Source organism: Flavobacterium acetivorans (assembly GCF_020911885.1).
GTDB lineage: Bacteria > Bacteroidota > Bacteroidia > Flavobacteriales > Flavobacteriaceae > Flavobacterium > Flavobacterium acetivorans.
In genome coordinates this window covers 1,145,040-1,170,814 of sequence record NZ_CP087132.1, presented here as the reverse complement: position 1 = coordinate 1,170,814, position 25,775 = coordinate 1,145,040, and the positions used below count along the sequence as shown (strand labels likewise).

Below are 25,775 nucleotides of genomic sequence, written 5' to 3'. Positions count from 1 at the left end.
AAATTAACATTTTTACCTTTTAGTCCTATCTAATGAATCTATTTGAAGAACATCCGTGGTATGACATAATACCTATTTACCAAAATAGTGAACAGGAACGATACCGCGCGAGGGATGGCAGCGGAAATCCTCTTGCGTAGTTTACGAAGCAGGAGATTAGAGCGAGCCCGACCCGCCTTTTTCGGCGGGACGCGCCATAAAGAATGGTCTTGTAGTAAAAATCAATTCGACAGGAACAAATTGAAATACGAAGTCCGAGCGTCTTTAAATTTGTAATAAAAATATTATTTATATATTTGACCATAATGCGCTATACAAGCGACTATTTAACCGATTTTGGGTGTATATTCGTTATAGGGTAGCGAGTATAAACGAGTTATCGGTCAGGTTATAACAATAACTACCAAAAGAAACAACCTTAAAATGAACGATAGTAATTTACCTTGGACTGACGATAAACGAAAAATTACTGAAGCGTATTTTGAGGCTATCAATAAAAACAATCTTGAACTTTTTAGAATTATAAAACTTCATTTAAAAGAGTTTGATGGTATTCTTCCAATTCTTGAATTTATTGTAGAACGGCTCGAAACAGTTGCAACCTTAACAGTTGACAACAGAATTTGGGACGCAGAAATTATATTGAGATCCGCAATAGAAACTTTTGTAAAATATGTTTTTATTACTACTGCTGACAAAAATGAGCGAGAAAAACGGCTCGATGAGTTTTGGAATTTGTTGGCGGAAGTAAATTCTTTGAAGCAATCTGAACAAGCTAAAAAGAACTTAATTCATCTTGGAGAACTTGAAACGCACAACTTGGCTTATTCCCCTATGCTATTAACAGAGGAAAAAGAAACAGAATTAAGAACCAAATGGACAAAAACGGAACGACAGAAACTTGAGCAAAAATGGTCGTTTACAGAAATAGTGAATTCTTTATCTAAGAATTACCGAGGAAAACCAATGGAAATTTTCATTACTCTAACTCACGGATACAGAATGAGTAGCCATGTTACCCATGGTGACGAAACAGGTATTTTAATAATTCGAGAAAGAAATAGTAGATCATTTGAAAATAGAGAATTGGCCTATTTCACCCATTATTTGAGATTGTTAAGTGATGTTTTTACTTTTTGTGCATTTATCGGTGTTGAAACGATGAATTTACTCGGTTTGAACAATGATTTTTTTTTCAAAAATCAGGAGACTTTAAAGGACATTCAAATCTTAACAGAAAAATATCATAGCGACTTATTTAAAGACAAGGATTATGACAAGTATAGAAAATAGGCTAAACAAAAAGCCCGAACGGCTAATAGCTACTACAACGGATTTGAGCAATAGACTTAATGGAAATTTGAGTTTGTATTTGGAAGATTTGGCAAATCCGAATAAAGGGTTTAATTTAGTCCGAAACCCGCTGTAGCACCAGAGCGCATTGGGCACAATTTGACCAAAGCACAAACCTAAACCAAAACAATAGAATATGACACTAAATGAATTAGGAACAAAACTCAGCGAAATGTATAATAATGCCCCAAAAGGTGATTCTGTTGCTATGATACATTTATTTGGAATTAAATATGCGAACGAAATAAAAGAAAGTGAATACTCAAAAAAAGACATAATTACGCAATCTGGAATCTCAGCATCATATTTGACTGAATTGACTAAAGGTGTGAAATTGGCTGAATATGTAATTCCGAAAAATTAATTAAATGGATAAAATATATATTCGTTCCAAACATTTCACATACGACGAGTTACAAACAGTTATAAAGCAACTAAAAGAATTGAATTACGAATGGATTACGAATATAGATTATATAGGAAGTAGCGATTCGGAAGAAATAGACGTGACTTTTTCTCTTTTAAAAGAAGATTTAGGAGAGTTTCTTTCTGTTGTATTTAGTTGTGGATATTTTTATGCATTTGAAAAATAAAAACTGTGCCCAACAACTAAGGATCCGTTGGGCTTGAAAAGCCAACAATGAAACTACTGTTCAACGAAACCGATGCAGCTTCCGGCCGCTATGGAATTATCGTTGCAAAAGTTTAAGCATTTCAAGCGGATTTATTCTCCTCTTTTTTGTGATGGTGGGAGTGTATTAAATTGCCTGTCATGTTTGGAACGGAAATGTTATTGTAAAAAAAACATTTAAATAATAAAGCACTTTATAGAAATATTCAGAGTATTTAAGAAAAAAGACGAATTATGAAGAATATATTTGTATATTTTTGCATTTAACAAATTTTTCGTATGCCAGATAAATTACGTTTTATCGATTTATTCGCAGGAGCATCAGGGATGTCTGAGGGGTTTATAAAAGCCGGATTCTCTCCTGTGTCTCATATTGAAATGAATCCTGAAGCATGCCAAACCATAAAAACAAGAGCTGCTTATCATTATTTAAAATCTATAAATAAATTAGATTTCTATAACAAATACATAAAAAAAGAAATTAACTCCGAAGAATTTTATAGAGAAATTCCTGAAAAAATATTAAACTCAGTTTTGAATATTGAAATTGATGACAAATCAATAAAAGGTATTTTCAACAAAATAAAAAAATCAGAAAATAATATTGATTTAATTATTGGTGGACCACCATGTCAGGCCTATTCCCTTTTAGGAAGGCATCAGGAAGACATTGAAAAAGATCCCAGAAATAAGCTATACATTCAATATGGCAGATTCCTGAAAGAATTCTCACCTAAAGCATTTGTTTTTGAAAACGTTCCAGGAATGCTTAGCGCTAATAAAGGACAGCACTTTAAAAATTTAAAAACATACTTCAAAAAGTTAGGTTACGAAGTACATCATGACACACTTAATGCTTCCGATTATGGTGTAGTTCAAGCACGTAAAAGGATTATTATTGTAGGTTGGAAAAAGGAAATAGATTTAGGCTTCCCGGAATTTGAGAAGACTGTATTAAATTTCAGTGTAAATGATACTTTTAGCGATTTACCGAAGTTAAAGCCAGGAGAAAAATATGATGTAACCAATTACACAAATTCGAAAAACGAATACTTGGAAAAATCAGGACTCCGAAACGGCGTTGATTTTGTAACGCAACATATCTCCAGACCACACAATAACCGTGATTTAGAAATTTACAGAAGAGCCATTGAAAAATGGGACACAAATAATGAACGATTAAAATATCCGGATTTACCTGAAGAGCTAAAAACCCATAAAAATGAAAACTCCTTTACAGACCGTTACAAAGTAGTTAACGGGACTGGTGTTTCCCATACCGTGGTGGCTCATATTGCTAAAGACGGGCATTATTACATACATCCAGATATTGAACAATGTCGCTCTATATCTGTACGTGAAGCCGCCAGATTACAATCCTTTCCCGATGATTTTTATTTCGAAGGTTCCCGCTCAGCAGCATTTAAACAAATAGGCAACGCAGTGCCTCCATTAATGGCGTTTGCAATTGCTAAAAAAATGAAAGAATTATTATGTCAGATATAATCAAAAAGGATAAACAATCTGTAGTTAATTTCAAGCCTCGAGCACGGCTATTAATCCAGCTAGGAGATCAACTTATTAAAAATGAGAGTATCGCCTTAGTTGAATTAGTGAAAAATTCTTATGATGCAGATGCTAACAAGGTTGACATCTACATGGAAAATGCTGAAGACCCTGACAATGGCATTATTATAATTGAGGATGATGGTTTTGGTATGAGTCCTGAAATTGTTGAAAACGTTTGGTTAGAACCTGGAGCGGATTTTAAAAACACTTTAATCAAACAAAATATAGTTTCTCCGAAATACAATCGCCTGCCTATTGGAGAAAAAGGAATAGGTAGATTTGGTGTACATAAATTAGGTAACATAATTGAACTTACAACAAAGTCTGAAGATACTAACGAAGTATATGTCAAAATAAATTGGGACGATTTTAATAATTACAAGTATTTAGAAGAAGTTCCTATAACCATAGTTGAACGTGCTAGTCCTGAGCATTTTAAAGAGGGGAAAACGGGTACAAACATTGTCATCAGTAAGCTTCGTAAAAAATGGGAAAGAGGAATTGCCCGTGAAATCAAACGTTCTATTACTGCTCTTGCTTCTCCTTTTGAGAATAACGATTCTTTTTTACCCACATTCGATATTATTGATAAACCAGGGTGGTTTGATGGTTTGTTAAACTGGGAGGATGTTAAAGATTATTCATTATTCAGGTTCAAAGTAACCATGAATGACAATTCTATAACAGATTTTGAATACGCATTCACTCCTTGGTCAACAATGACTAAACTTTTCCCTAGAGAAGTTGGTATTAACGATAATCTAATTGAGACATTCAAAACACTGAAGTACAAAAATGACCTTGGAAAAGAAGAAACTTTTTCTCTTTCAAATTATAAAATAGGAAAAGTCATTTTTGAAGGATATGTCTTTGATCAAGACCCATTCCTTTTAAAGATGGGAGTATCCGATAAAGTTGGTTTTAAAAAATACCTAAAATCAAACGGTGGTGTAAAAGTATTTCGCGATGGATTAAGGGTATATGACTATGGAGAACCTGAAAACGATTGGTTAAATTTAGATTTTAGAAGATTTCAACAACCTACAAAAGCAATTAGTAACAACTTAATTTTAGGAGCGGTTTATCTTGATAGAAAGGATAGTTCTGATTTAACCGAAAAAACAAACAGAGAAGGTTTTGTCGAAAATGATGCATACAAAGCTTTTAGAAATTCGATCCTTCACTCATTAGACATCGTCGAAACTTTAAGGCTAACAGATAAAAAAAGACTAAAGGAAATTTACGGACCAACTCCAAAATCTGCCCCTCTTGCTTCAACTTTAAATGAAGCTAAAAATTATGTTGAAGATAAAATCAAGGATAGTGAAGTTAAAACACAAATAATAAAATATCTCAATAAAATTGAAGGTGATTATAAAAAAGTCAGTGAAAATTTACTGAAAGCTGCTGGTGCAGGATTAAGTATGTCAGTTGTTGTACATGAAGTCGAAAAGATTTTATATGAAGTTGAGAAAGTTTTAAAAAGCGAAAAAGCATCAGATAGAGTTTTAAAATTAGTTACGCATTTATCCTCATTGATAGACGGATATGCCGAAATAATCCGAAAGTCAAGCCAAACAACTGAAAATATATCCCAGGTTATTGATCAATCATTATTCAATACTGAGTACAGACTTATGTCACACAAAGTCGAGATTATCAAGCAATACAAGTTATATAAAGGAAATAGCAAACTCAAAATTGCTAAAAATCTTCTAATCGGCACAATTATGAATATAATTGACAATGCCATCTATTGGTTAGACCAAAAGTCTTTTATTTCAACTGAAAAGAAAGAAACTTATATTAAAAAACTATTCATTAATATTACTGAAGATCAAAACTTTTTATATCTCATAATTGCTGATAACGGTACCGGATTTTTAATTCCAACTGATGACATTACAGAACCTTTTGTTTCTGCAAAGCCGGGTGGGATGGGACTTGGTCTACATATTGCCAGTGAAATAATGGAAGCTCAAAATGGAAGAATTATATTTCCAAATGAAGGTGATTTTGAAGTACCAGAAGAATTTAAAAAAGGAGCAACTGTAGTATTATCTTTTAAAAAATAAATTATGTCTTTACCCATAAACGGAAGAATTGCCATCATAGATGATCAGTTAAAACATGCGGAGCCTTTAATGAAAATTTTATCAAAAAATCAACTTCCTCATACATATTTCTCCGGAGACATACTATATCTCCCAGAAGAAACAGACAATTCAAATGATATACGGTTATTATTTTTAGATATTAATTTAATCGACAATAGTGAACATTCTGACAAAATATTAAAATCAAAATTAGTTCCAGTAATTAATCGCGTAATCTCACAAAATAATTATCCTTACGCAATCGTTTTTTGGAGTAGACATGAGCATCACAGAGCTTTACTTGAAAATGATATTTTTGAAAACGATTTAAAAACAAAAAAACCAATTGGTTATTTATCTGCTACAAAATCGGACTTTTTTGATTTAGATGGAAATCATACAGAAGAATTTGATAAAAATATAGATAAGCTTTTTAAAAAAATAAATGATTTATTCCATGATTTCTATTCATATAAATTACTTCTAAACTGGGAAAATTTAATTCATAATGCAACTGATTCAACCCTACAAGAAATTTTCTCTATTCACCACCAGAAAGAAGGCTGGAAAGACAACAGCAATTGTATTATCAGTAAATTAGGTAATGCTTATTTAGGCAACTATTATAAAGAGGCTGGTGTTGCTGAAAAAAACACAGCAAGTTTTATTTCTTTTAACTCTGTATTCAAAGACACTATCGACAGCACAGTCTATAACTTTAATGAAACAACTCCTCAAGAACTTACTTATGATACTAACGAAACAGATGTAACTGAAATACTCACTCTTATTAATGAGAAGCTTAACTTATCAAAAAATATAGTTAATACAAATGATCCTGGAAATATTATTTTTTATGATGATGATAAATTATTCAAACAAATATTAAATAAAATTTTATCATTGTTCAAATTAAAAAATTTAATAAAATCTAGCAATAATGGTATTGAAGAATCAGTATTAAAAAAAGCAGCTTCAAAAAAATTTGAAGAAATAAAAACAGAAATAAAAAGCAGTTGGAAAAAAATCGGAGTTGTTGTTACACCAATATGTGACTATGTCCAAAAAAATAATCACATATATGATCGAATAGTAAATGGATTACTAATAGATAATAAATATAAAGAATACGTTGACACAAATTCTGAAGCCATATTTATTTGCCCATTTACAATTAAAATTGAGGATATAGAATACTTGCTAATTTTAGATTTCAGATATTTCACAACAACTGATCTTACAGGAATTGAAAAAAGTAAAGTAAAATATAGGATAAGACAAGAATTACTATCTGAAATACAATCAAAACTTTCTAGACATATAAACAGACAAGGAATTTTATTTGTAAACTGATGAATGTTCATAATCTCCAACAACGCTCTAAAAACATGTATACTATCAAAAGCAAAGACATCAAGGGCGAAGTTCGTTTGGCAAAAGCATTATGGCATTTAGGATATAGATATCAAAAAAATGATTGAGTTAAAATACCTCCCAAATAAAATCACTAATTTTTAGCTCCAATTTTAAATTATGGTGACATGGATCGCTTTAGCCCAGAACAACGTTCCAAAATTATGCGTGCCATCAAAAGCAAAGGCACTAAGGATGAGGTTCGTTTGGCAAAAGCGTTGTGGCATTTGGGGTATAGATACCGAAAAAACGATAAGACCGTTTTCGGCACACCGGATTTGACTTTTAAAAAATATAAGGTGGCGGTATTTGTTGACAGTGAGTTCTTTCATGGCAAAGACTGGGAAACCGAAAAACTACGAATTAAAACCAATCCAGAATTCTGGCAAAAAAAGATAGAACGAAACATAGAGCGTGATAAGAAGTAAATGATTATTTAGTCTCCAATGGCTGGGTCGTATTAAGATTCTGGAGTGATGAAGTGAAGAGTGCGCTTGAGGATTGTATTGGGGCTGTCATAAGTCACCTAAGCTAATTGAATAAATTGATTATTTAGGATGCTTTATATCCCAGAATTTTAACTTAATTTGTAATAAAAATAATACTATAATTAATAAATGAAAGTAACAGCAGAACAACTATACGAAAAACTGGTTAACGATTACAAAATTGTTGGACAAAGGGGAAGAATTACTTTTCAATTAAAGGACATCATACTTGAAGTTGAAACAAAAGATACGGTTGGGAATTTAATTCAAGAATGGATTAAAGCCTGGATGATTAAAGAAAATATTGAATTCAGTAATCCTCCACACACTCAGGATTTCCCAGATTTCCAACTTGATTCAGATGATAACAGGACAGGATTATTAGAGGTAAAGTGCTTTGATTATGACGCTTCGCCAAATTTTGACATTGCTGCTTTTTTAGCTTACAGAAGGTCACTTTTGACATATCCTTTCAGATTAGATTCTAACTATCTAATAATTGGTTATGCCATGGAAGGCGCTGACGTTGTAATAAAAGATGTTTGGCTGAAAAAAGTTTGGGAAATAACATGTCCAAGCGAGGCATGGGATTTAAGATGCAATGTTAAGCAAGGAGAGCCGACCAATATCAGACCTGCCAAATGGTATGATAATCATAGAACAAAATTTAAACCTTTTAACAATGCTACGGAATTTGTAACAGCTTTTGATAGTACCCAACGTCAATGGTCAAGAACCGCAAGAGACCCTGAAACCAGCACTTGGTTAAAAAATGTAATTAAGGGCTATAAGAAAGCAACTGGACGTGATTTAGTTTGATTTCGAATACTTTTATAAATTGGTTCATGGTTAAATATAAAAAAGGGGCTTAGCCCCTTTTTTATATTTATGCAATTAGTGAAGCACTATTTTCCTTAAGTTTTAAATAAGGTTCACAAAATATGGAATAGTTATTTGCCAATTGGGAAGCCACAAATTCAACAACGGGAACAGCAACGGTATTCCCCAGTAAATCGAAAGCATCGTATTCTTTTGCAGGAATAACATACCATTCCGGGTAACCGAACAAACGTAAGCCTTCACGAATGGTTAATTTTCTCAATCCATCCCCATCAGGAACAGCCAAACGGGAAACATCTGTTGCCACTAATGTAGGGGCAATATCATTTGGATCAAGAATTTTATTTACCTCAAAACTTAATTTTCCGGTAACTATATTATAACCTTTAGGTTTGCTAGTATCTTGCTCCCTAAATGTTCTTAGCCCATTATCCGTTAATTCCTTTACCAATTTCTTTGGATGCTCAAATTTTAAATATCCTTTTTGGGTTAAATCTTCCAGCATTTCTTTGAGTTCATTTTCGGGGTGTTCAATGAAAGTGGCTATTTGTTGTAATGTTAATGCCATTCCATCCATCCAATCTATTCCAATTTCTTCCGCCCAATGTTTTTTTCTTCTCTGCTTGAATAACTTATTAAGCAGTATCGATTGCTTTTCAGAGACTTCCCCCTTTAAACCAATGTCCCAACTATGAATATTATTGTCACCTCCACGTTTGTCTTTGATAGATTTACCGTATAAATCCGTCAATTGAAAGTGTGAAAGTATTTTGGTTACGAAATCCGACTGAATGGTAGGCAAACCGCTTTCCAGAATACTTTTTAAAGAATTAAATCTTGGCTCATTTCCATATAAATTGACTTTTTCACTTTTTGTCCCTACGATAAAAATTCTTTTCCTTGATTGAGCCAAACCGAATTCCAACGAATCAAAAACTTTCCAGGAAACACTATATCCCAAATCATTTTCCAATCGATCCAATATGGTCGATAAAGTTCGTCCAATTTCGTCACCCTTGTTTTCCAAATCATGCTTAACCAAGCCTTCCACATTTTCCAAAATAAATCCGTAAGGTTTTTTTTCTTTCAATATTCTTTCTATTTCAAAAAACAGAGTACCTCTCGTATCGACGAACCCCTGTCTCTTTCCACCAGCACTAAATGGTTGACAAGGAAATCCCCCCAATAGGAAATCAAAATCAGGAATAAAATCATTCCCCACTTCAAAAATATCCCCAACAAAAAAGTCATGCTTAAAATTTTGCTGTAGAGTTTTAACAGCATGTGGTTTGATTTCGGAAGTCATAACACATTCTGTTTTGAAACCCAAACTATTAAAAGCGCTTTCAAAGCCAAGTCTAATTCCACCTAATCCGGCAAATAAGTCAATAAATTTTACAGTTTTATTTTCCATCGGTCATTTTTTTATATTCAACATTTGGCTCGGAAGCAATCAATAAATCGGTTTCATAATCTTCAATTTCAATCTTGTTACATCCGATAACAGATAAACACTGTAGAAAAAAAGAAGCACTAAAACTACCTCGACTTATTTTACTATCGATACTAGCTTTGGTTTCATCAACCCCTTTTTTTCTTAACATCAAGGCTAAATCACTATTAGAAATCCCCCTCTTTACCAATTCGGACTTCAGTAATCGCTTAACTATATTATTCCAATTTTCCATTGCGACAAAATTATTAGCAATTTTAGTCATAATTTATCATATATGCAAATAAATAATCAGATATAATAAAAAGCTATGCGATTTTTTTAGATTGAAACAGTAATCATTTTAAAAAGGAAATTATTAAACTATCTTTTGTCTTTGGTGTTCTTGTCGAAGGCGATGAGGTTGAACATGGCCCGCATCCGGGAACGGACGCGGTTGCCGTAAAAGTTTTCGATTTCTTTGACCGAAAGACTGGTGGTCAGGTGGGTAACTAACTTTTGTACACTGAAGACCAGGGCGTAAAAGTTAGGATTTCATTTGAAGCGTACGGGACGAGCCATTTAGGCTTTATTCTGCTTCCAAGATTCTCAATTCTATTGTCAGTCCTTTCCTTTGCTAAATTTCTCATTTCCTTTGCTAATTTTTTTAATCTTAACTAAGCACAACGGCTTTAAAATCAATGGTTGCAGACGAAATGAATTAGAATTCTCTTTGCTAAATTAGAATTCTCTTTGCTAAATTTTTAATAAAACCCATTTTGATTTTGCTCTACTGCCGTTATTAACTATTGAAACACCTGACATTTCTTGTAGCAGATTATGAATTTTCTTTTTCCTTTGCTTTTCAGTCATGTAGTCGGGTAAATTATTCAATAGCAGGCTGTCAATTTCTTCACGCGTGGCAAAACCGTGATTTTCTATATGTTTTAAAATAAAACCTTTATAAACGTCTTTATCTAATCCTTTATTTTTAGTGTAATTGGCTTTTTGTCCCGTTAGTTCGGCCAGTTTAGCCGAAATATAATAGTTTGGTTTACGGCCTTCTATTAATTCTTTTTTCTTTAGTAATTTAGCACCGTCATCTGTTATCAATTGCTTTTTCTGTACCTTATCTAAAAGTATGACCTCGGTTAGACTTAAGTCATCTTTTTTCTCGATTAGCAGTTTAGAATAAATAACAGAATCAGTACCTATTTCATATTCCTGAATTCCCTCCTATATTTCAATATCTTTGCATTTTTTTAGAATTCGGTTTCTTCTTGGTTATTCTCTTCTCTTACTGATATAGCATTAACTATTTTTAATTGAAGCTCTTCATCATAGTCGCTTTCGTATAGAATTGATGTAATGATTTCCTGCAATAAATCTTTATCTATCTTATTGTCAGCCACCTGAACCGCAATGTTTTCCATTTCTCGAATGAAGTGACTTACTTTGAAATCAAATCCATTCACTTCAAGAAAATAAGAAGTCAGAACAATTGAACTTCTTTTGTTTCCATCTTCAAATGCATGGTTTTTATTTATCGAATAGAATAAATGACAAACTTTGTTTTCAAACTCCGGATAATACGAATCATTTTGAATATGTTCTAAAACACTATCAACTAAACCAATGTTGATAATTCCTTTTCTGCCGCCACTATTTTCAATAATAAAATCTTGTTCTTTAATGGCATGTGCTGTGTCAAAATAAAAGTACTTCATAATTAGCGATCTTTTAATCTTTTGAACACATCCATATTATCTTTCAATCTTTCTTCCAGTGCCTGGCTTTTTTCTCCTAAAAATTTATTAAAATCTTCAGCACTTACGGTACCTATATAATCTTTTAATTTTTCATGTAATGCATCCCTAAAAACCATATCTCTACTTGCCATAAGCCCCCTTGCTTTATCTCTCAATGGTTCATAAATCTTATTGGTTCGTTTCTCAAATTCAGAAAACACCCCATGTGCCTCGGTTAAAGAAAATTTCTCTCCTTTTTTCTCAAATTCTTCCTTCAAAAATTCAGAAAAACCACTTTCATAACTAGAAATCAGATCTAATACTTCCGAATACATTGTATTTCTTACGTTTTCTGATAGCTTTAAATCCAGTACTTTGCGGTATTCTTTTGAATCTTCGTTAAAAATATTTTTGTAGATTTTATCTGTTAATTGCCCGTATTTGAATTTATTAGGAACTATATAAAAATCAACTGCATTGGTAAATTCTTGTCTATAATTGATTGTGCTTATTGCAGACCTCAAAAACTCTGGCTCTCTTTGATTAATAAATTTGGTAGAACCTCCACTGTTTTTATTCAAAACATCTATTACTACGTTAAGCATAAAACTTCTTACTTCTTTTGCCTTATCCGATGTTTGAAGTAACATACCAATATTTAATAATGCTTTAAAAGTAAAGACAGATAAGCTAGTCGCTCTTTTTCCTACCAACTCATTATCATCATCTTGCATCAACTGACCGACATTGGTGTCGGTCAGTTGATTTATCAAATCTTTAAACATTTTAAGTTTGATACCTTTGAAAATTTCATACCCTGAATTTTGCAGCTCAGCGCTATTTTCTTGTAAAATCCGTTCAATTGTTCTTGTATCTACTTCATAAAATCTAGATACTTGATTCAAGGTGTAACGGTATTTTTTTTCGAACATAATGCCCTTAAATCCCAATTGGTTGTATATTTCTTTAACAGCCGTATTGTTATTAATTACATTTTCACGGTCAATGTGTGAATTGGTTAAATCTTTCATTTCTGCAAGCTTTATTTTTTATTTTTTTCAACTGACCGACATGGATGTCGGTCAGTTGCTATCTATTTCTTCTTTTTTCTAGTGGGGACACTGATTTCCCTACCAGAAATTCAGCCCGTTTTTTGAGAGGGACATTGATGTCCCTCTCAAAATGATTTTCGCTATTTCACAGAGGAGCATCCGTGTCCCTCTGTGAAATTACTTCATTTACATTTATGCAGTGCCATTGTGAAAACGTAAATCTATAACTTTTCGAAATAATAACCTATCTGAAAAATTTAAGAAAAATATATACCAAAAATATTCTCCCCCTTATTTTAAAAAATTATATGTTTTTAAAATAGCACGAACGTTATTTTATTTTTCAACACTTTATTGAATTAACAGAATTTCTTATTTTAAAAAGACATCATTTTTAAAAACAGCCCAATTTTACCAAGGTCGCAACCGCATTTTTGACTTACCTTTTATCCTTTGTTTCCTTATCAAAAGCGATGAGGTTGAACATGGCCCGCATCCGGGAACGGACGCGGTTGCCGTAAAAGTTTTCGATTTCTGTGGCCGAAAGGTTGGTGGTCAGGTGGGTGACGGAATTATTCATCACAAAATGTTCGTAGCGGCTGATCAGGATCTCGGCCATCACATTGCAGTCGTTGCCGTAATGTTTTATTTGCTGTTCGGCGCCAAGATCATCGAAACAATAGCCGGCTAAACGAGTGCTTTTGTGTTGGATTTGGTTGTAATTGGTCATGGTTTCAAAACCGTTTTTGGCGAAGTCGAAAGCAATTTCACGACAACTCTTCATTTTATAGTCGAGCGAAGGATTAATAAACGGCCTTAATAAGCTCATTATCGACGTTTTCCCGCATCCAATTGTGCCGGACAGCAATATACCTTTGCAGAGGTCTAAATTGAGTCTATAAGCCTCTTTTTTGTCTTTGATGGCATAAATCAGCAATTTGTAAATTGTTTCGTGGTCGATTTCGCTGATTTCGAAAGATTGGCCGTAGCTGATTTTGCCCTGGTATTCGAGATAGCTGAGGCATTTGCTGAAGCTGTAGTTTTTGACGTTGTTAATGATTTGGTAGGTCTCGACAACTGATTTACAATGGTTCGTCATAATTTTTCTGGGTTAGGATATGAAGATGAGCCGGTTTGGGTTGGTTATTGATTGCCGGTTTGGCATTGTTAGCGAATTTTGTTGCATTGAGCATCCAATTGCGCGCTGCTGCTTTCCAGTCTTTCATTTTGGATTTCCCACCTACGAGCCAGCCGTTGCTTTGGAAATGGTTGAAGAATCTTTGGGCTTCGGTTTCCGGAAAGTTTTTCTCCAGGAAAAAGGCCATTAGCTCATCGGGATTGGGAGGGATTTTGTCTTTGGCTCCTGGCATCTCGCATTTCGACTCCGCTCGATGTGACAGGCTCGATTTGACAGGCTCGGGATGACTGGCTCGATGTGACAGGTTTTGGTTGATTTGATCGGGATGATTTGATCGGGATGACCTTGTTGGAATTTGAACTTCACTTATTTCTTTTTTTTCGCGCAACTTTTTTTTCTTTTCATCATTTTCTTCGAATGATTTAAAGTTTTTATCATCACTTTTTTTTTGCTCACCCAAGTTTATAATGTTTAAATCGTTTGTACTGTTTATAATGTTTGTATTGTTTATATAAGATACCAGCGCTTGTTCAGTGCCTGTCCCAGTACTAGTTTGCTGCTTGTTCAGTACTTGTTCAGCACTTGTCTCATCACTAGTCTGATCACTAGTTTGGAGCTTGTTTAATGCCTGTTCAATAACTTGTTTAGCAGCCTGTCTGTTTTTTAGTACTCGGCGTTCCTTTTTGGGTACCGGCTTTAAGTCGTCACTAAAATTGAATAAATGCACTATGCTGCCCCGAAATGGATTGTAAGAAGGCTCGTATTTGATATATCCCTTGTTGTGGATATCTTTCATGCACTTATGATAGGTTGCCTTGGAACAGATTTTACTGATGCGCATTACCTCATCACGGGAGATACTGATGGGGTTTTGAAAGCGGTTGACATTCCACAATTGGAACAAGGCCATATACAGGCTGACATGGGAAGGATTTAATTCGAAATCGGTTGATACTTTTTCGAAATAGGCGGTAAGGTGCTTTATGTAATTCATGGCAGTGAAATGTGAATTTTGAGATGTGAGAAGTTTATCGATTTTATTTATCCAACATCTTTTGGATATCCTCGTATTTGTGGTAGATCAGACCGCCGATACGCTTGTAGTTTAAGGTTCCATTGACACGGAGGTTCTGGAGGGTTCCGGGCGATATTTTGAGTAGTTTTCGCACTTCGGTGGATTTGAGCCATTGGGCCGGCTTTTCTTCTCTTGGGCTATTTTTGATCTCATTGAGCAATAGATTCGCAAAATGCCAGAGGTCTTTTTTGGTAACGACTTGGTGACTCAATAATTCCAGATTGTCTGTTTCCGGGAATAATTTCTTAGGGTGTAAATTCATAATAAAATTGTTTGAATAGTTATGAGACAAAGCAACTTTATTTAGTAAAGAATAAATAGCAGGCAGTTAGCAGGTAGCGTGTTTTTTACACTAAAATTAATGCTAAGTACTTATAAATAAAGCTTATTTTTTTTTGAAATGACCAAAACCACGCTTTTCCGTTTCAACGGAAAATAGGAGCAAACCGCTATTTTAGACTAAAGACACTAGTAGCGTATACCTGCTAAATGATTTTACAGCAAAAGAAAAAACTTAAAAGAAAAATCCAGGGCCAGCCTGGATTTGTAGCTTTATTTTCGGAAAGGTTCTTCGGAAATTTTTTTGCAGAAATTTTCGATTGCCTTACTGAGGAATTTTGTCGGGTCAGTCTTTCTTCCTTTAATTTTTTGAAAGGTATCGTAAACTTTATTAGCGTTTATCTCAACATTTAAAAATTTGCCCAGATTAATGGCAAATTCCTTTATGCATAGATTTCCGTTATTTATGACACGAAAATAGTGCAGCACATAGACAATCTCCACGAAATCAGTCTGGGTACCACCCCATTGATAGGTTTTTATCGGATAAAAGCTTGCCTTATTTTGAATTTGATCGATTCTTTCTTCGAAATATTTTGTCAAGGTTGCCGCCGATAGCATTTGAGCCATCAGATAATCATGGGAGGTGGATATTTTAGAATCGAAATTTAAAAGCATCAGATCGTCCTGAATTATGTCCTTATAGGTTTTCCGGATAAAATAATCATTATCCTTAAATGATGAAGCGGTTCTGAAATAAGTGTAAAAGATGTGATTTTCGACCGTTAAATCATGAATTTTTTTCAATGATCTGTTGAAATATTTTAGTTTTTCCTTTTTGTTGATAGGAACATGTGATTCTGTTTTAAGTACTGATTTATAAAAAATGATTTTAGATACGAAAGAAGGTTTCAAGAATTTAAAGAAATAGATTTCCTCTTCAGGGGTTTCAAAAACATGATATTTAAGCCATTTATTAAGCAGTTTGAGTTTTTCCTCTAAAAAGCTCAGTACTGTTTGTGCCTGAAGAAGCGGTTCTGTTTCGGAATCTTCAAGTCGGGTAAATTCCTTTTCTAATTCATTAAAAAATACTTCATAAGTACAATTCATAATCATAGTTTTATAGGTTTTTATTTTGATTTGATATAACTCAAGTCAATAATAAGAATAATGTTACGAATAATACTATTAAATGATTTGATGCCTCTTTAAAAAGCTAGTAAAAAGCTTAAATTACTGAGAATATCGCATTAAAAAAGGCAGTCTGAAACTGCCTTTTGGAAGAGAATTGATTTTGCTTAAGATGCGGTTTTTTTGTTGAATGGAGCTTTGAGTTTTGATTTCAAAATCATCATATCATCGCTGATTTTTTTGTCAAGGATTTTGGCGTAATGCTGGGTTGTTTTCAGGTTTGTATGTCCCAACATTTTACTCACAGTTTCCAGTGGCACGCCATTGGAGAGCGTCACGGTAGTGGCAAAAGTATGCCGGGCAATGTGGAAGGTCAATTCTTTTTTGATTCCGCAAACATCGGCGATTTCTTTAAGGTAGGCATTCATCTTTTGATTGCTCAGAATCGGAAGCAGTCGGTTCTCGTTTTTACAGACGGGATCATTGGCATATTTATCGATTATCAGCTGCGCTGTTGGCAATAGTGGGATTTTTGAAGTTGTGTCGGTCTTTTGGCGGTTTTTAAAAATCCAGTTGTCGCCATCGATTCCCAGACTGATATTGTTTTTGGTGAGTTGCTTCACGTCAATATAGGCTAGACCGGTAAAGCAGCTGAAAACAAATATATCACGGACCAAATCCAAGCGCTCGGACACAAACTCTTTTTTGATCATCTCCTCTATTTCGTCCTCGCTCAAAAATTCCCGAACGACTTCTTTGACCTTGCTTTTGTAATTGACAAAAGGATCTTTGTTGAGCCAACCGTTGGCCAAACATTGATTGATAATCTTGTGGAAGTTCTTGATGTATTTGACCGCGGTATTGTTGGCACATTTTCGTTCGCTACGCAGATAGAATTCGTATTCCATGATAAAGGCATGGTCGATTTTATCGATGCTGATATCACTGAGCTTGTATTTCCAATTCAAAAAATCCTGGGTATGCTTCAAAGAGGTTTCATAACGTTCTAATGTTCCGGCAGCATATTCCAGTCCGATTAGTTCTTTTATTTTTCGGTTGTGCTCTTCAAAAATTGGAATCAGAAGACGAGATCGTTCTTTTTTGCCTTGGTATTCGTTTTTGAATGTTTCAAAGTTGATTTCAGATTCCCTCATAAAAAGACGTTTCTCGGTTTCGTAAACCTTCGCTCTCATCATTTCGAGCTGGCTGTTTATTGTTCGGGTCTCTTCTGAGTTGCCTTTCATTCTGCTCGAATTTACCGACCATTTCGATTCTTCAACATAATGTCCGGTACTGATGTCAAAACGTCGACCGTCTACAGTTATTCGTTGGAAAATTGGCATTCGCCCTTGAGCATTGACTTTTGATCTTCTAAGGTAGAAGAGTACAATGATTGTAGTTTTCATCTTGGTAAGCTTTTAAGTTGATAATTAATTTACTTTAATTGTCAACACAAGACAAGATGTTCATTTTTCAGACTGCCTCATAAAAAAGGTGCACCTGAACTTCTCTTTTTCAAGGTGCACCTCAAAGTGCACCTACATTATGAGAAAAAACGAATAAATTGGATAATTGCTTAAATCAAAAAACCCTTTAAACACTGGGATTTAAAGGGTTTTGATTCATTTTGAAATTTCATTCGCAGAGAGGAAGGGATTCGAACCCTCGATGCAGTTACCCACATACTAGCTTTCCAGGCTAGCTCCTTCAACCACTCGGACACCTCTCTATTTTGGTTTGCAAATAACACAAAAAAAAATGACTTACAAAAGCAAAAAGCAATATTATATTATTTCTCCACGTAAAGGGGTTTCAAACACGGTTTTAAACTCATTTTGAGGAATATTTTGACTCAACAAATACATCAATTTTGTAATTGCCGCCTCTGTTGTGATGTCTTTTCCGGATATCACGCCAATTTCTTTCATAGAAGTACTGGTTTCATATTGACCCATATTGACACTTCCGCCGGAACATTGAGTCACGTTAACCACATGCAATCCTTTATTTATGGCTTTCACCAATAAATTCAAAAACCAATCTTCGGAAGGGGCATTTCCAGATCCATAGGTTTCAAGTACTATTCCCTTTAGATTTGGAATATCAAAAATAGCCGACAAAACCACTTCGCTCATTCCTGGAAACATTTTAACAATAACCACATTGTTGTCCAATTGTTTATGAACCAACAATTCCTTGTCGTCATTTTTAGTCAAAAACAATTCAGATCTCATTTTTAAATGCACCCCGGATTCCATCAAAGCGGGATAATTTGGTGAAGTAAAAGCTTTAAAATGTTCTGCATTAATCTTGGTTGTCCTATTGCCTCGATATAATTTGTATTCAAAATAAAGACAAACCTCACTGATAACTGGTTTCCCGTTATTTTGCAATGAAGCAATTTGAATAGCGGTAATCAAATTTTCTTTGGCATCTGTACGCAAATCCCCTATTGGCAATTGTGAACCCGTAAAGATGACCGGTTTGGCCAAATTCTCAAGCATAAAACTCATTGCCGAAGCCGAATAAGACATCGTGTCTGATCCATGAAGCACAACAAAACCATCGAATTTTGAATAATTGGCCTCAATAACAGTAGCGATCTCACCCCATTTTTCGGGATTCATATTAGAGGAATCAATAGGCTTTTTGAATGAAAACGTTTCTATATCACAGTCCAATTGTTTCAATTCAGGAATTCGCTGCAATAATTTACTAAAATTAAATGCCTTTAGAGCTCCCGTATCAAAATCCTTGCGCATCCCGATGGTTCCTCCTGTATATATTAAAAGTATTTTAGCTTTAGAGTTCATCTACATACTTCAATTTATTCACAACCGGATTAGCATACATATCTAATAAACCTTGCAGTGCAATAGGATTTTCGGCATCAATTCGCATATCTAATCTGCGTTCAAAAAGCGATTTCTCGTTTGCCGTATAGAAAGAAGCATGAGCATCGGTTTTATTCAAAATATCATACGCAATATAGTTTGTAGGCCACAACTTGTAATTGCTCAATATAGAATCATCAATCAATTGCGCCAAACCTTGTATTTGCTTGTTTGAATTATCAAATTCTTCTTTGATAACATCAATTTCTTTATCAAGAACATCTCCTATATGGATGTGAATTCTCTTCTTTTGTCCCATAACACCACTGAGAAGCGTCATGAAATCCTCATTTTTCTCTTTGATATACACCTCATTATTAGCTTCAGCCAATAATTGCGGAATTTTTAAAACATCAGTCGGATCATATTCATACGAAATAGAAACAGGAACCACCTTTATCTTTCTGAAATAATCCATCAGATTTTCTTCATCAGAACCCATTGCCAGCATTTTTAAAACTCCCGGATTGGTGGCATCATTACCGTCTTTGGTTCTTCCTTCACGTTGCGCAATCCAAACGGATCTGTTTTCATGTTGCAATAAATGACCAATATATTCTGATAAAGTTTTAGAACTTTGCAACATCTCACGTGGTGTTAAACCGCGTTGCACTAAAAAATTACGATTCATTTTGGCTAAGACATTCAGGAAATCTTTCTTAACCAAATTATCTCCAATTGCCGACGCCGTCATTACTAAGCCATGTTCAAATAGGGCAACATTGAGCAAAGTCGTATCCAAAACAATATCTCTATGATTGGATATAAATAAATAAGACTGGTTCTTTTCTAGCTTTTCAAAACCAGAAGTCGACAAACCATCAGAACTTCTTTGAAGGACATTTTGTATTGTATTGTAGATAAAATTACATTGGAAATCGCGAATGGAATGCGTTTTTCTTAGTTGCTCTTTCCAAACTTCATCAGCCACATCAGGGAAAGTAAAATTCATCAATGCTTTCATCATCGGATGATCGATCACATTGAGAATAGCATTATTAATTTCGGAATCATAAAATGGCCGAATAGCGTCAAATTTTTGCATTTTGGTTATTTTAGGTGGGCAAATGAACAAAAAAAATATCAATTTTTTGTGAATTCTACTTTAAATCCCGAAAATTATCTTAGAATTTTCAGTTGTTATAGTTGCGATTTCTTCTGTAGAAAGACCATAAATATGAGCTAATTTCTCTACAACATTTATCAGATAGCTGCTTTCATTTCTCTTTCCTCGAAAAGGAATCGGAGCCAGATAAGGAGAATCCGTTTCTAAAACAATGTGACTCAAATCAATTTGATTCAAAAACTGGTCTATTTTCCCGTTTTTGAAAGTCACAACACCGCCAATTCCCAATTTCATATTATAGGATATGGCCTGTAAAGCCTGTTCGTGGGTTCCGGTGAAACAATGAAAAATTCCAAATAAATCCGTTCCTTTTTCTTCTTCTAAAATTTCGAATATTTCATCGAAAGCTTCGCGACAATGAATTACAATAGGTAATTTATATTTTTTTGCCAATTGGATTTGTCTTCTAAAAGCGATTTGTTGTTCCTTTAAATGGGTTTTGTCCCAATACAGATCAATCCCAATTTCTCCGATGGCGTAGAATTTCCGCTTAGCCAATTCCTCTTCAACATGCTTTAACTCATTCAAATAATTATCTTTGACATAAGTGGGATGTAAACCCATCATCAGGAAGACATTTTCAGGATATTTTTTCTCCAAATCATACATGCTTGCAGTACAACTGGAATCTATTGCAGGAATAAAGAACCTTGAAACACCGCCATCTAGGGCGCGTTGCATCATTTCGTTTCGGTCCTGATTAAATTCTTCACTATATAAATGGGTATGAGTATCGGTAATTATCATTTGTCTAATTTGAAACCTACAAAGTTACTATTTTGATTGGTGAATTTTCAGATTATTCTCTTTTTAGATTACATTTGAATATCATTATTTGATTTATGAAAAACCTACACGAAATTCTTAAAAAAGAAAAATACAAAAAGATAAAATTCAAATTAACCAAGACTCAACACCTATTGATAAAGGCCAAAATCAACGGTGTCAAAGGGAATTTCATCTTAGATACTGGTGCTTCGAATAGTTGTATTGGTTTCGATTCTGTCGAATTATTTCAACTAAATGCCATCGATTCTAAAACCAAGGCTTCGGGAGCGGGAGCGACGGGAATGCATACCCAGACCGCATTAAACAACCACTTGCAATTGGGATCTTGGAAAAGCAGCGACTTTGATTTAGTTATTTTTGATTTATCACATGTTAACGAAGCACTACAACAATACAAGGCAAAACCCGTACATGGTATTATAGGAGCTGATGTTCTAATGAAAGGAAAAGCTATTGTAGATTATTACAATCACTATCTCTATTTATTACAATAAAAAATCCCATTTAACACTTGCTGTCAAATGGGATTTTCTTATGATTAGAAATGAATTTTACAATTCTAATGCTTTTTTAGGATTGTTATCCATCAACAATTCCATTGGATTTTCTAAAGCTTCTTTAACAGCCACCAAGAAACCAACTGACTCACGACCATCGATAATTCTGTGGTCATAAGAAAGTGCCACATACATCATTGGGTGAATTTCCACTTTTCCGTTTACGGCAATCGGACGCTCGATAATGTTGTGCATTCCCAAAATTCCAGACTGAGGAGGGTTGATAATTGGCGTAGACAACATCGATCCAAATACACCACCATTGGTAATTGTAAAAGTACCACCTGTCATATCGTCAACGGTGATTTGACCGTCACGTGCTCTAAGAGCTAATCTTTTGATTTCAGCCTCAACACCACGGAAAGTCAAATTCTCAGCGTTACGAACAACAGGAACCATTAATCCTTTTGGTCCTGAAACAGCGATAGAGATATCGCAGAAATCGTAAGCCACTTTATAATCGCCATCCATCATAGAATTTACGTCAGGATACAATTGCAAAGCTCTAGTAACCGCTTTGGTAAAGAATGACATATATCCTAATCCAACTCCGCCATGTTTTGCCTTAAACGCATCTTTGTATTCGTTACGAATCAAGTTGATTGGCGTCATGTTTACTTCGTTGAAAGTAGTCAACATGGCTGTTTCGTTTTTGGCCGCAACTAATCTTTCAGCTACTTTACGACGTAACATTGATAATTTTGTACGTTCAGTTCCTCTAGATCCTCCTGTAGGAGTTCCCATTGAAGGCACTGCATTTACGGCATCTTCTTTAGTGATTCTTCCGTCTTTTCCTGTTCCAGTAATGGAAGCAGGCGTTATATTTTTTTCGTCTAATATTTTTCTTGCTGCCGGAGATGGAGTCCCTGAAGCATAAGTTGTTGCTGGAGCTGCAACTGGAGCTGGAGCCGGTGCTGCTTTTGGAGCTTCAACTGCTGCTGCCACCGGAGCTGCTGCTGAACCTGATGGCTTAGCTGCTGCGGTATCAATTAAACAAACTACTGCCCCTACCGCTACTGCGTCACCTTCTTCGGCTTTTAACGTGATAATTCCGCTAGCTTCAGCTGGCAATTCCAATGTTGCTTTATCAGAATCAACCTCAGCAATTGCTTGGTCTTTCTCTACATAATCTCCGTCTTTTACTAACCAAGTTGCAATTTCAACTTCTTTTATTGATTCCCCAGGTGATGGGACTTTCATTTCTAAAATCATCTTGTATAATTTTTAAATTATGAATTTTATATTTTGAATTGTTTTTAAAAACAACTACTGCTTGTTCTGTTCTTTATTTCTGTCTGTCAAAACAATTTCTAACATCTGAATAAATCTTTGTCAAAAACCATTCTGATAGCATCGGCATGACGGCGTTTTGCTCTGGTATAACTTCCTGAAGCCGGTGCTGAATAGGCTTTTAACGAAGCTAATCTCCATTTGACTAAGTCAAAATTCATCAACATGTAGCTGTATGCTCCCATGTTTTTTGGTTCCTCTTGCGCCCAAACATAATCATCAGCGTTTGGATATTGAGCGATAATTGCTTTTAATTGTTCAACCGGTAATGGGAATAATTGTTCAATTCTTACCACGGCAACATCTTTGCGTCCGTTATTTTCTCTTTCAGCAGTGATGTCATAATAGAATTTACCCGTACAGAAAACCAAAGTTTTTACATCCGCTTTGTTTACTGTTGTATCATCAATTGTTTCTTGAAAACTTCCGCTAGTGAATTCTTCTATTGAGGAAACGCATCTTGGATCACGCAATAAACTCTTTGGGGTAAACACGATAAGTGGCTTACGGAAAGTAGTTTTCATTTGTCTTCTTAGCAAGTGAAAGAAGTTTGCCGGAGTTGTACAATCGGCAACATACATATTGTGTCTGGCACAAAGCTGCAAATATCTTTCCATTCTAGCCGAAGAGTGCTCTGCACCTTGTCCCTCGTATCCGTGAGGCAATAGTAAAACAATTCCATTTTGGTTGTTCCATTTGTCTTCTCCACAAGAGATGTATTGGTCAATCATAATTTGGGCTCCATTAGAGAAATCCCCAAACTGTGCTTCCCAAATGGTCAATGTATTAGGATTCGCCAAAGCATAACCATAATCAAAACCTAAAACACCGTATTCTGACAAGAAGGAATTAAAAATATGGAATTTCCCCTTTGCTCCTTCTAAGCTATTTATTAATGTTACTTCTTCTTCCGAATCTTCTACCTTAACCACAGCATGACGGTGAGAGAAAGTCCCACGTTCCACATCCTGACCGGAAATTCGAACATCATAACCTTCCTGTAATAAAGATCCATAAGCCAAATGCTCTCCCATTCCCCAATCTAATTGATTGGTTTCAAAGAACATGGTTTTTCTGTCGTTTATTAATTTTTCAGTCTTTTTGATAAATTTTTTATCCGAAGGCAAATTACAAACGGCATTTGCCACCTGAGTCAAACCTTCTTTAGAATAAGAAGTATCCACCTTTTGCAACATTTGGGCATCAGAAACCTGCTCAAAACCTTTCCATTCATTTTTCATAAATGGAGTGATAATGGTCAAATCTTTTTTGCGTGAAGCTTCCAAATTGATCTCTAAATTCGATTTATATTCTACCTCTAAACCATTGACATAAGTAGCATCTATAACACTTTCTGACAATAATTTCTCTGCATAAATATCTCTAGGATTTTTGTGTTTTGCAATAAGCTTATACAATACCGGCTGTGTAAAACGAGGTTCATCTCCTTCATTATGCCCGTATTTTCTATAGCCTAATAAATCAATAAATACATCGCGTCCAAATTCCATTCTATAATCCAAAGCAAATGCCATAGCATGTACCACCGCTTCTGCATCATCGGCATTGACATGCAATACCGGCGAAAGCGTAACTTTGGCCACATCTGTACAATATTTAGAAGAACGGGCATCAGTATAATTTGTAGTAAATCCTACTTGATTATTAATTACAATATGAATAGTACCTCCTGTCTTGTAACCGTCAAGCTGTGCCATTTGAATGATCTCGTATAAAATACCTTGACCAGCAATTGCAGCATCACCGTGAACGGCAATTGGCAATACTTTTGAAAAATCATCCGGGAAATACTTATCTTGTTTCGCTCTGGTAATTCCTTCAATTACAGCACCTACCGTTTCTAGATGCGAAGGATTTGGCGCTAAATTAATGTTTATTTTTTTACCTGAAGCCGTTACTTTATCAGCTGTTAAACCTAAATGGTATTTTACGTCTCCGTCAAAATATTCCTGATCGTAATCTTTACCATCAAACTCTCCGAAAATATCCTGAGTAGATTTACCAAAAATATTAGCCAAAACGTTCAAACGACCACGATGTGCCATTCCCATAACGAATTGTTCCACTCCTTTTTCGGCTGCTTTTTCGATCAAAGCGTCCAATGCAGGAATAATTGTTTCTCCTCCTTCAAGAGAAAAACGTTTTTGACCTACGTATTTTGTATGCAAGAAATTCTCAAAAGAAACTGCCTCATTCAATTTATTTAAAATTGATTTTTTCTCCTCGCTAGAGAAATTAGGCAAATTATCATTTACACCTAGCTTATCTTGAATCCATTTAATAACGCCAGGATTCCTGATATACATATACTCTACACCAATGTGCTGACAGTAAATAGTATCAAGATGCTTAATAATATCTGAAAGCGAACAAGGTGCTTTACCTATAATCTTAGCTGCATCAAAAACAGTATTCAAATCGGAACTTGAAAGACCAAAATTCTCGATATCCAAAGTAGGCGTTGATGTTCTACGATCACGAACCGGATTTGTTTTTGTAAACAAATGACCACGAGAACGATAGCCGTCGATCAGTTTTAATACGTTAAATTCTTTTTGAAGTTTTTCAGAAATAGGTGCACATTCTATAGCTCCAGCAGCAACATTTGCAATGTAAGTTGCTGGGTTTTCATCGTTATAAGTAGCCATTCCAAAGTCAAAACCTTGAAAGAAACTTCTCCAGCTTGGCTCTACGCTATCTGGATTCTCTAAATATTGATCGTATAATTGTGCAAAAAACTCGGTATGTGCTGCGTTTAAAAATGAAAACCTATCCATAATATCAGTGAATATACTTTTTGTTAAAATAGTTTGGCAAAAGTACAATAATCCCCTAAATTTATATTTACTTTTA

At 34.7% G+C, this 25,775-nt stretch carries 25 protein-coding genes, 1 tRNA gene and 2 pseudogenes; 11 read left to right on the top strand and 17 right to left on the bottom strand.

Annotated features, from left to right (window positions below):
- Positions 1-423 precede the first annotated feature (423 nt).
- The 10 genes and pseudogenes from LNP19_RS05215 (at position 424) to LNP19_RS05175 (ending at position 8,369) form a co-directional block, all read left to right on the top strand.
- Positions 424-1,293 carry a DUF5677 domain-containing protein gene (locus LNP19_RS05215; RefSeq protein WP_230063745.1) on the top strand — a complete coding sequence of 290 codons (870 nt, stop codon included), beginning with the start codon at positions 424-426 and terminating at the stop codon, positions 1,291-1,293.
- A 196-nt stretch (positions 1,294-1,489) separates the two neighbouring features.
- A complete protein-coding gene (locus LNP19_RS05210) occupies positions 1,490-1,717 on the top strand; it encodes an HTH-like domain-containing protein (RefSeq protein ID WP_230063744.1) in 228 nt (75 codons plus the stop codon).
- A gap of 4 nt (positions 1,718-1,721) precedes the next feature.
- Positions 1,722-1,946, top strand: a complete 225-nt coding sequence (locus tag LNP19_RS05205; protein ID WP_230063743.1) for a hypothetical protein — start codon at positions 1,722-1,724, stop codon at positions 1,944-1,946.
- Positions 1,947-2,263: 317 nt separating this feature from the next.
- Entirely contained in the window at positions 2,264-3,490 is a 1,227-nt protein-coding gene (locus LNP19_RS05200; RefSeq protein ID WP_230063742.1) for a DNA cytosine methyltransferase, read from the top strand.
- Entirely contained in the window at positions 3,478-5,628 is a 2,151-nt protein-coding gene (locus LNP19_RS05195) for a sensor histidine kinase (RefSeq protein ID WP_230063741.1), read from the top strand. Before LNP19_RS05200 ends, LNP19_RS05195 begins: the two co-directional genes overlap by 13 nt.
- 3 nt (positions 5,629-5,631) lie before the next feature.
- Entirely contained in the window at positions 5,632-7,002 is a 1,371-nt protein-coding gene (locus LNP19_RS05190) for a hypothetical protein (RefSeq protein WP_230063740.1), read from the top strand.
- Positions 7,003-7,037: 35 nt separating this feature from the next.
- Positions 7,038-7,130: a very short patch repair endonuclease gene (locus LNP19_RS05185; protein WP_230063739.1), complete on the top strand. Its 93-nt coding sequence runs from the start codon at positions 7,038-7,040 to the stop codon at positions 7,128-7,130.
- 60 nt (positions 7,131-7,190) lie between these two features.
- Positions 7,191-7,490, top strand: coding sequence for a very short patch repair endonuclease (locus LNP19_RS05180; RefSeq protein ID WP_230063738.1), 300 nt, complete (start codon positions 7,191-7,193; stop codon positions 7,488-7,490).
- Between the two features lie 47 nt (positions 7,491-7,537).
- A pseudogene (locus tag LNP19_RS15480) lies at positions 7,538-7,597 on the top strand (hypothetical protein); the annotation flags it as partial.
- 82 nt (positions 7,598-7,679) lie between these two features.
- Positions 7,680-8,369, top strand: coding sequence for an NgoBV family restriction endonuclease (locus tag LNP19_RS05175; protein WP_230063737.1), 690 nt, complete (start codon positions 7,680-7,682; stop codon positions 8,367-8,369).
- A gap of 67 nt (positions 8,370-8,436) precedes the next feature.
- On the opposite strand, the gene dcm is transcribed toward LNP19_RS05175, so the two are convergent.
- The 15 genes and pseudogenes from dcm to LNP19_RS05100 all read right to left on the bottom strand — a co-directional run bounded on the left by dcm (position 8,437) and on the right by LNP19_RS05100 (position 21,012).
- Positions 8,437-9,804: a DNA (cytosine-5-)-methyltransferase gene (gene dcm, locus LNP19_RS05170; protein WP_230063736.1), complete on the bottom strand. Its 1,368-nt coding sequence runs from the start codon at positions 9,802-9,804 to the stop codon at positions 8,437-8,439.
- Positions 9,794-10,108: a DUF6471 domain-containing protein gene (locus LNP19_RS05165; RefSeq protein ID WP_230063735.1), complete on the bottom strand. Its 315-nt coding sequence runs from the start codon at positions 10,106-10,108 to the stop codon at positions 9,794-9,796. Before LNP19_RS05165 ends, dcm begins: the two co-directional genes overlap by 11 nt.
- 98 nt (positions 10,109-10,206) lie before the next feature.
- Positions 10,207-10,341 (bottom strand): annotated as a pseudogene (locus LNP19_RS05160) (ATPase); the annotation flags it as partial.
- A gap of 237 nt (positions 10,342-10,578) precedes the next feature.
- Positions 10,579-10,935 (bottom strand): hypothetical protein, encoded by a 357-nt coding sequence (locus LNP19_RS05155; RefSeq protein ID WP_230063734.1) that lies wholly within the window; start codon positions 10,933-10,935, stop codon positions 10,579-10,581.
- A 149-nt stretch (positions 10,936-11,084) separates the two neighbouring features.
- The gene (locus LNP19_RS05150) at positions 11,085-11,549 is read right to left on the bottom strand and encodes a type II toxin-antitoxin system death-on-curing family toxin (protein ID WP_230063733.1); all 465 of its coding nucleotides are present in this window, start codon (positions 11,547-11,549) and stop codon (positions 11,085-11,087) included.
- 2 nt (positions 11,550-11,551) lie between these two features.
- Complete coding sequence (locus LNP19_RS05145; protein WP_230063732.1) at positions 11,552-12,601, bottom strand: DNA-binding protein; 1,050 nt, start codon at positions 12,599-12,601, stop codon at positions 11,552-11,554.
- Positions 12,602-13,061: 460 nt separating this feature from the next.
- Positions 13,062-13,721: an ATPase gene (locus LNP19_RS05140; protein WP_230063731.1), complete on the bottom strand. Its 660-nt coding sequence runs from the start codon at positions 13,719-13,721 to the stop codon at positions 13,062-13,064.
- Positions 13,705-14,754, bottom strand: coding sequence for a transcriptional regulator (locus LNP19_RS05135; protein ID WP_230063730.1), 1,050 nt, complete (start codon positions 14,752-14,754; stop codon positions 13,705-13,707). Before LNP19_RS05135 ends, LNP19_RS05140 begins: the two co-directional genes overlap by 17 nt.
- A gap of 43 nt (positions 14,755-14,797) precedes the next feature.
- The gene (locus LNP19_RS05130; protein WP_230063729.1) at positions 14,798-15,097 is read right to left on the bottom strand and encodes a helix-turn-helix domain-containing protein; all 300 of its coding nucleotides are present in this window, start codon (positions 15,095-15,097) and stop codon (positions 14,798-14,800) included.
- A 290-nt stretch (positions 15,098-15,387) separates the two neighbouring features.
- Positions 15,388-16,224 carry an RteC domain-containing protein gene (locus LNP19_RS05125; RefSeq protein ID WP_230063728.1) on the bottom strand — a complete coding sequence of 279 codons (837 nt, stop codon included), beginning with the start codon at positions 16,222-16,224 and terminating at the stop codon, positions 15,388-15,390.
- 188 nt (positions 16,225-16,412) lie between these two features.
- Complete coding sequence (locus LNP19_RS05120; RefSeq protein WP_230063727.1) at positions 16,413-17,651, bottom strand: site-specific integrase; 1,239 nt, start codon at positions 17,649-17,651, stop codon at positions 16,413-16,415.
- A 236-nt stretch (positions 17,652-17,887) separates the two neighbouring features.
- Positions 17,888-17,974, bottom strand: a tRNA-Ser gene (locus LNP19_RS05115).
- A gap of 55 nt (positions 17,975-18,029) precedes the next feature.
- The gene (locus LNP19_RS05110) at positions 18,030-19,058 is read right to left on the bottom strand and encodes an asparaginase (protein WP_230063726.1); all 1,029 of its coding nucleotides are present in this window, start codon (positions 19,056-19,058) and stop codon (positions 18,030-18,032) included.
- Complete coding sequence (locus LNP19_RS05105; RefSeq protein WP_230063725.1) at positions 19,048-20,184, bottom strand: 1-acyl-sn-glycerol-3-phosphate acyltransferase; 1,137 nt, start codon at positions 20,182-20,184, stop codon at positions 19,048-19,050. Before LNP19_RS05105 ends, LNP19_RS05110 begins: the two co-directional genes overlap by 11 nt.
- A gap of 60 nt (positions 20,185-20,244) precedes the next feature.
- Complete coding sequence (locus LNP19_RS05100) at positions 20,245-21,012, bottom strand: TatD family hydrolase (protein WP_230063724.1); 768 nt, start codon at positions 21,010-21,012, stop codon at positions 20,245-20,247.
- Between the two features lie 95 nt (positions 21,013-21,107).
- Between LNP19_RS05100 and LNP19_RS05095 the strand changes: the two genes are divergently transcribed.
- A complete protein-coding gene (locus LNP19_RS05095; protein WP_230063723.1) occupies positions 21,108-21,548 on the top strand; it encodes a retropepsin-like aspartic protease in 441 nt (146 codons plus the stop codon).
- A gap of 57 nt (positions 21,549-21,605) precedes the next feature.
- Here LNP19_RS05095 and odhB read toward each other — a convergent pair whose 3' ends face one another.
- On the bottom strand, positions 21,606-22,823 hold the full coding sequence (gene odhB / locus LNP19_RS05090; RefSeq protein WP_230063722.1) for a 2-oxoglutarate dehydrogenase complex dihydrolipoyllysine-residue succinyltransferase: 1,218 nt from the start codon (positions 22,821-22,823) through the stop codon (positions 21,606-21,608).
- A gap of 98 nt (positions 22,824-22,921) precedes the next feature.
- Positions 22,922-25,699 carry a 2-oxoglutarate dehydrogenase E1 component gene (locus LNP19_RS05085; protein ID WP_230063721.1) on the bottom strand — a complete coding sequence of 926 codons (2,778 nt, stop codon included), beginning with the start codon at positions 25,697-25,699 and terminating at the stop codon, positions 22,922-22,924.
- Positions 25,700-25,775 lie beyond the last annotated feature (76 nt).

What these genes read in the sequence shown, in the direction of transcription:
- LNP19_RS05215 (WP_230063745.1), top strand. Translation starts at nt 424, where the DNA reads ATGAACGATAGTAATTTACCTTGGACTGACGATAAACGAAAAATTACT.
- LNP19_RS05210 (WP_230063744.1), top strand. Translation starts at nt 1,490, where the DNA reads ATGACACTAAATGAATTAGGAACAAAACTCAGCGAAATGTATAATAAT.
- LNP19_RS05205 (WP_230063743.1), top strand. Translation starts at nt 1,722, where the DNA reads ATGGATAAAATATATATTCGTTCCAAACATTTCACATACGACGAGTTA.
- LNP19_RS05200 (WP_230063742.1), top strand. Translation starts at nt 2,264, where the DNA reads ATGCCAGATAAATTACGTTTTATCGATTTATTCGCAGGAGCATCAGGG.
- LNP19_RS05195 (WP_230063741.1), top strand. Translation starts at nt 3,478, where the DNA reads ATGTCAGATATAATCAAAAAGGATAAACAATCTGTAGTTAATTTCAAG.
- LNP19_RS05190 (WP_230063740.1), top strand. Translation starts at nt 5,632, where the DNA reads ATGTCTTTACCCATAAACGGAAGAATTGCCATCATAGATGATCAGTTA.
- LNP19_RS05185 (WP_230063739.1), top strand. Translation starts at nt 7,038, where the DNA reads ATGTATACTATCAAAAGCAAAGACATCAAGGGCGAAGTTCGTTTGGCA.
- LNP19_RS05180 (WP_230063738.1), top strand. Translation starts at nt 7,191, where the DNA reads ATGGATCGCTTTAGCCCAGAACAACGTTCCAAAATTATGCGTGCCATC.
- LNP19_RS05175 (WP_230063737.1), top strand. Translation starts at nt 7,680, where the DNA reads ATGAAAGTAACAGCAGAACAACTATACGAAAAACTGGTTAACGATTAC.
- dcm (WP_230063736.1), bottom strand. Translation starts at nt 9,804, where the DNA reads ATGGAAAATAAAACTGTAAAATTTATTGACTTATTTGCCGGATTAGGT.
- LNP19_RS05165 (WP_230063735.1), bottom strand. Translation starts at nt 10,108, where the DNA reads ATGACTAAAATTGCTAATAATTTTGTCGCAATGGAAAATTGGAATAAT.
- LNP19_RS05150 (WP_230063733.1), bottom strand. Translation starts at nt 11,549, where the DNA reads ATGAAGTACTTTTATTTTGACACAGCACATGCCATTAAAGAACAAGAT.
- LNP19_RS05145 (WP_230063732.1), bottom strand. Translation starts at nt 12,601, where the DNA reads ATGAAAGATTTAACCAATTCACACATTGACCGTGAAAATGTAATTAAT.
- LNP19_RS05140 (WP_230063731.1), bottom strand. Translation starts at nt 13,721, where the DNA reads ATGACGAACCATTGTAAATCAGTTGTCGAGACCTACCAAATCATTAAC.
- LNP19_RS05135 (WP_230063730.1), bottom strand. Translation starts at nt 14,754, where the DNA reads ATGAATTACATAAAGCACCTTACCGCCTATTTCGAAAAAGTATCAACC.
- LNP19_RS05130 (WP_230063729.1), bottom strand. Translation starts at nt 15,097, where the DNA reads ATGAATTTACACCCTAAGAAATTATTCCCGGAAACAGACAATCTGGAA.
- LNP19_RS05125 (WP_230063728.1), bottom strand. Translation starts at nt 16,224, where the DNA reads ATGAATTGTACTTATGAAGTATTTTTTAATGAATTAGAAAAGGAATTT.
- LNP19_RS05120 (WP_230063727.1), bottom strand. Translation starts at nt 17,651, where the DNA reads ATGAAAACTACAATCATTGTACTCTTCTACCTTAGAAGATCAAAAGTC.
- LNP19_RS05110 (WP_230063726.1), bottom strand. Translation starts at nt 19,058, where the DNA reads ATGAACTCTAAAGCTAAAATACTTTTAATATATACAGGAGGAACCATC.
- LNP19_RS05105 (WP_230063725.1), bottom strand. Translation starts at nt 20,184, where the DNA reads ATGCAAAAATTTGACGCTATTCGGCCATTTTATGATTCCGAAATTAAT.
- LNP19_RS05100 (WP_230063724.1), bottom strand. Translation starts at nt 21,012, where the DNA reads ATGATAATTACCGATACTCATACCCATTTATATAGTGAAGAATTTAAT.
- LNP19_RS05095 (WP_230063723.1), top strand. Translation starts at nt 21,108, where the DNA reads ATGAAAAACCTACACGAAATTCTTAAAAAAGAAAAATACAAAAAGATA.
- odhB (WP_230063722.1), bottom strand. Translation starts at nt 22,823, where the DNA reads ATGATTTTAGAAATGAAAGTCCCATCACCTGGGGAATCAATAAAAGAA.
- LNP19_RS05085 (WP_230063721.1), bottom strand. Translation starts at nt 25,699, where the DNA reads ATGGATAGGTTTTCATTTTTAAACGCAGCACATACCGAGTTTTTTGCA.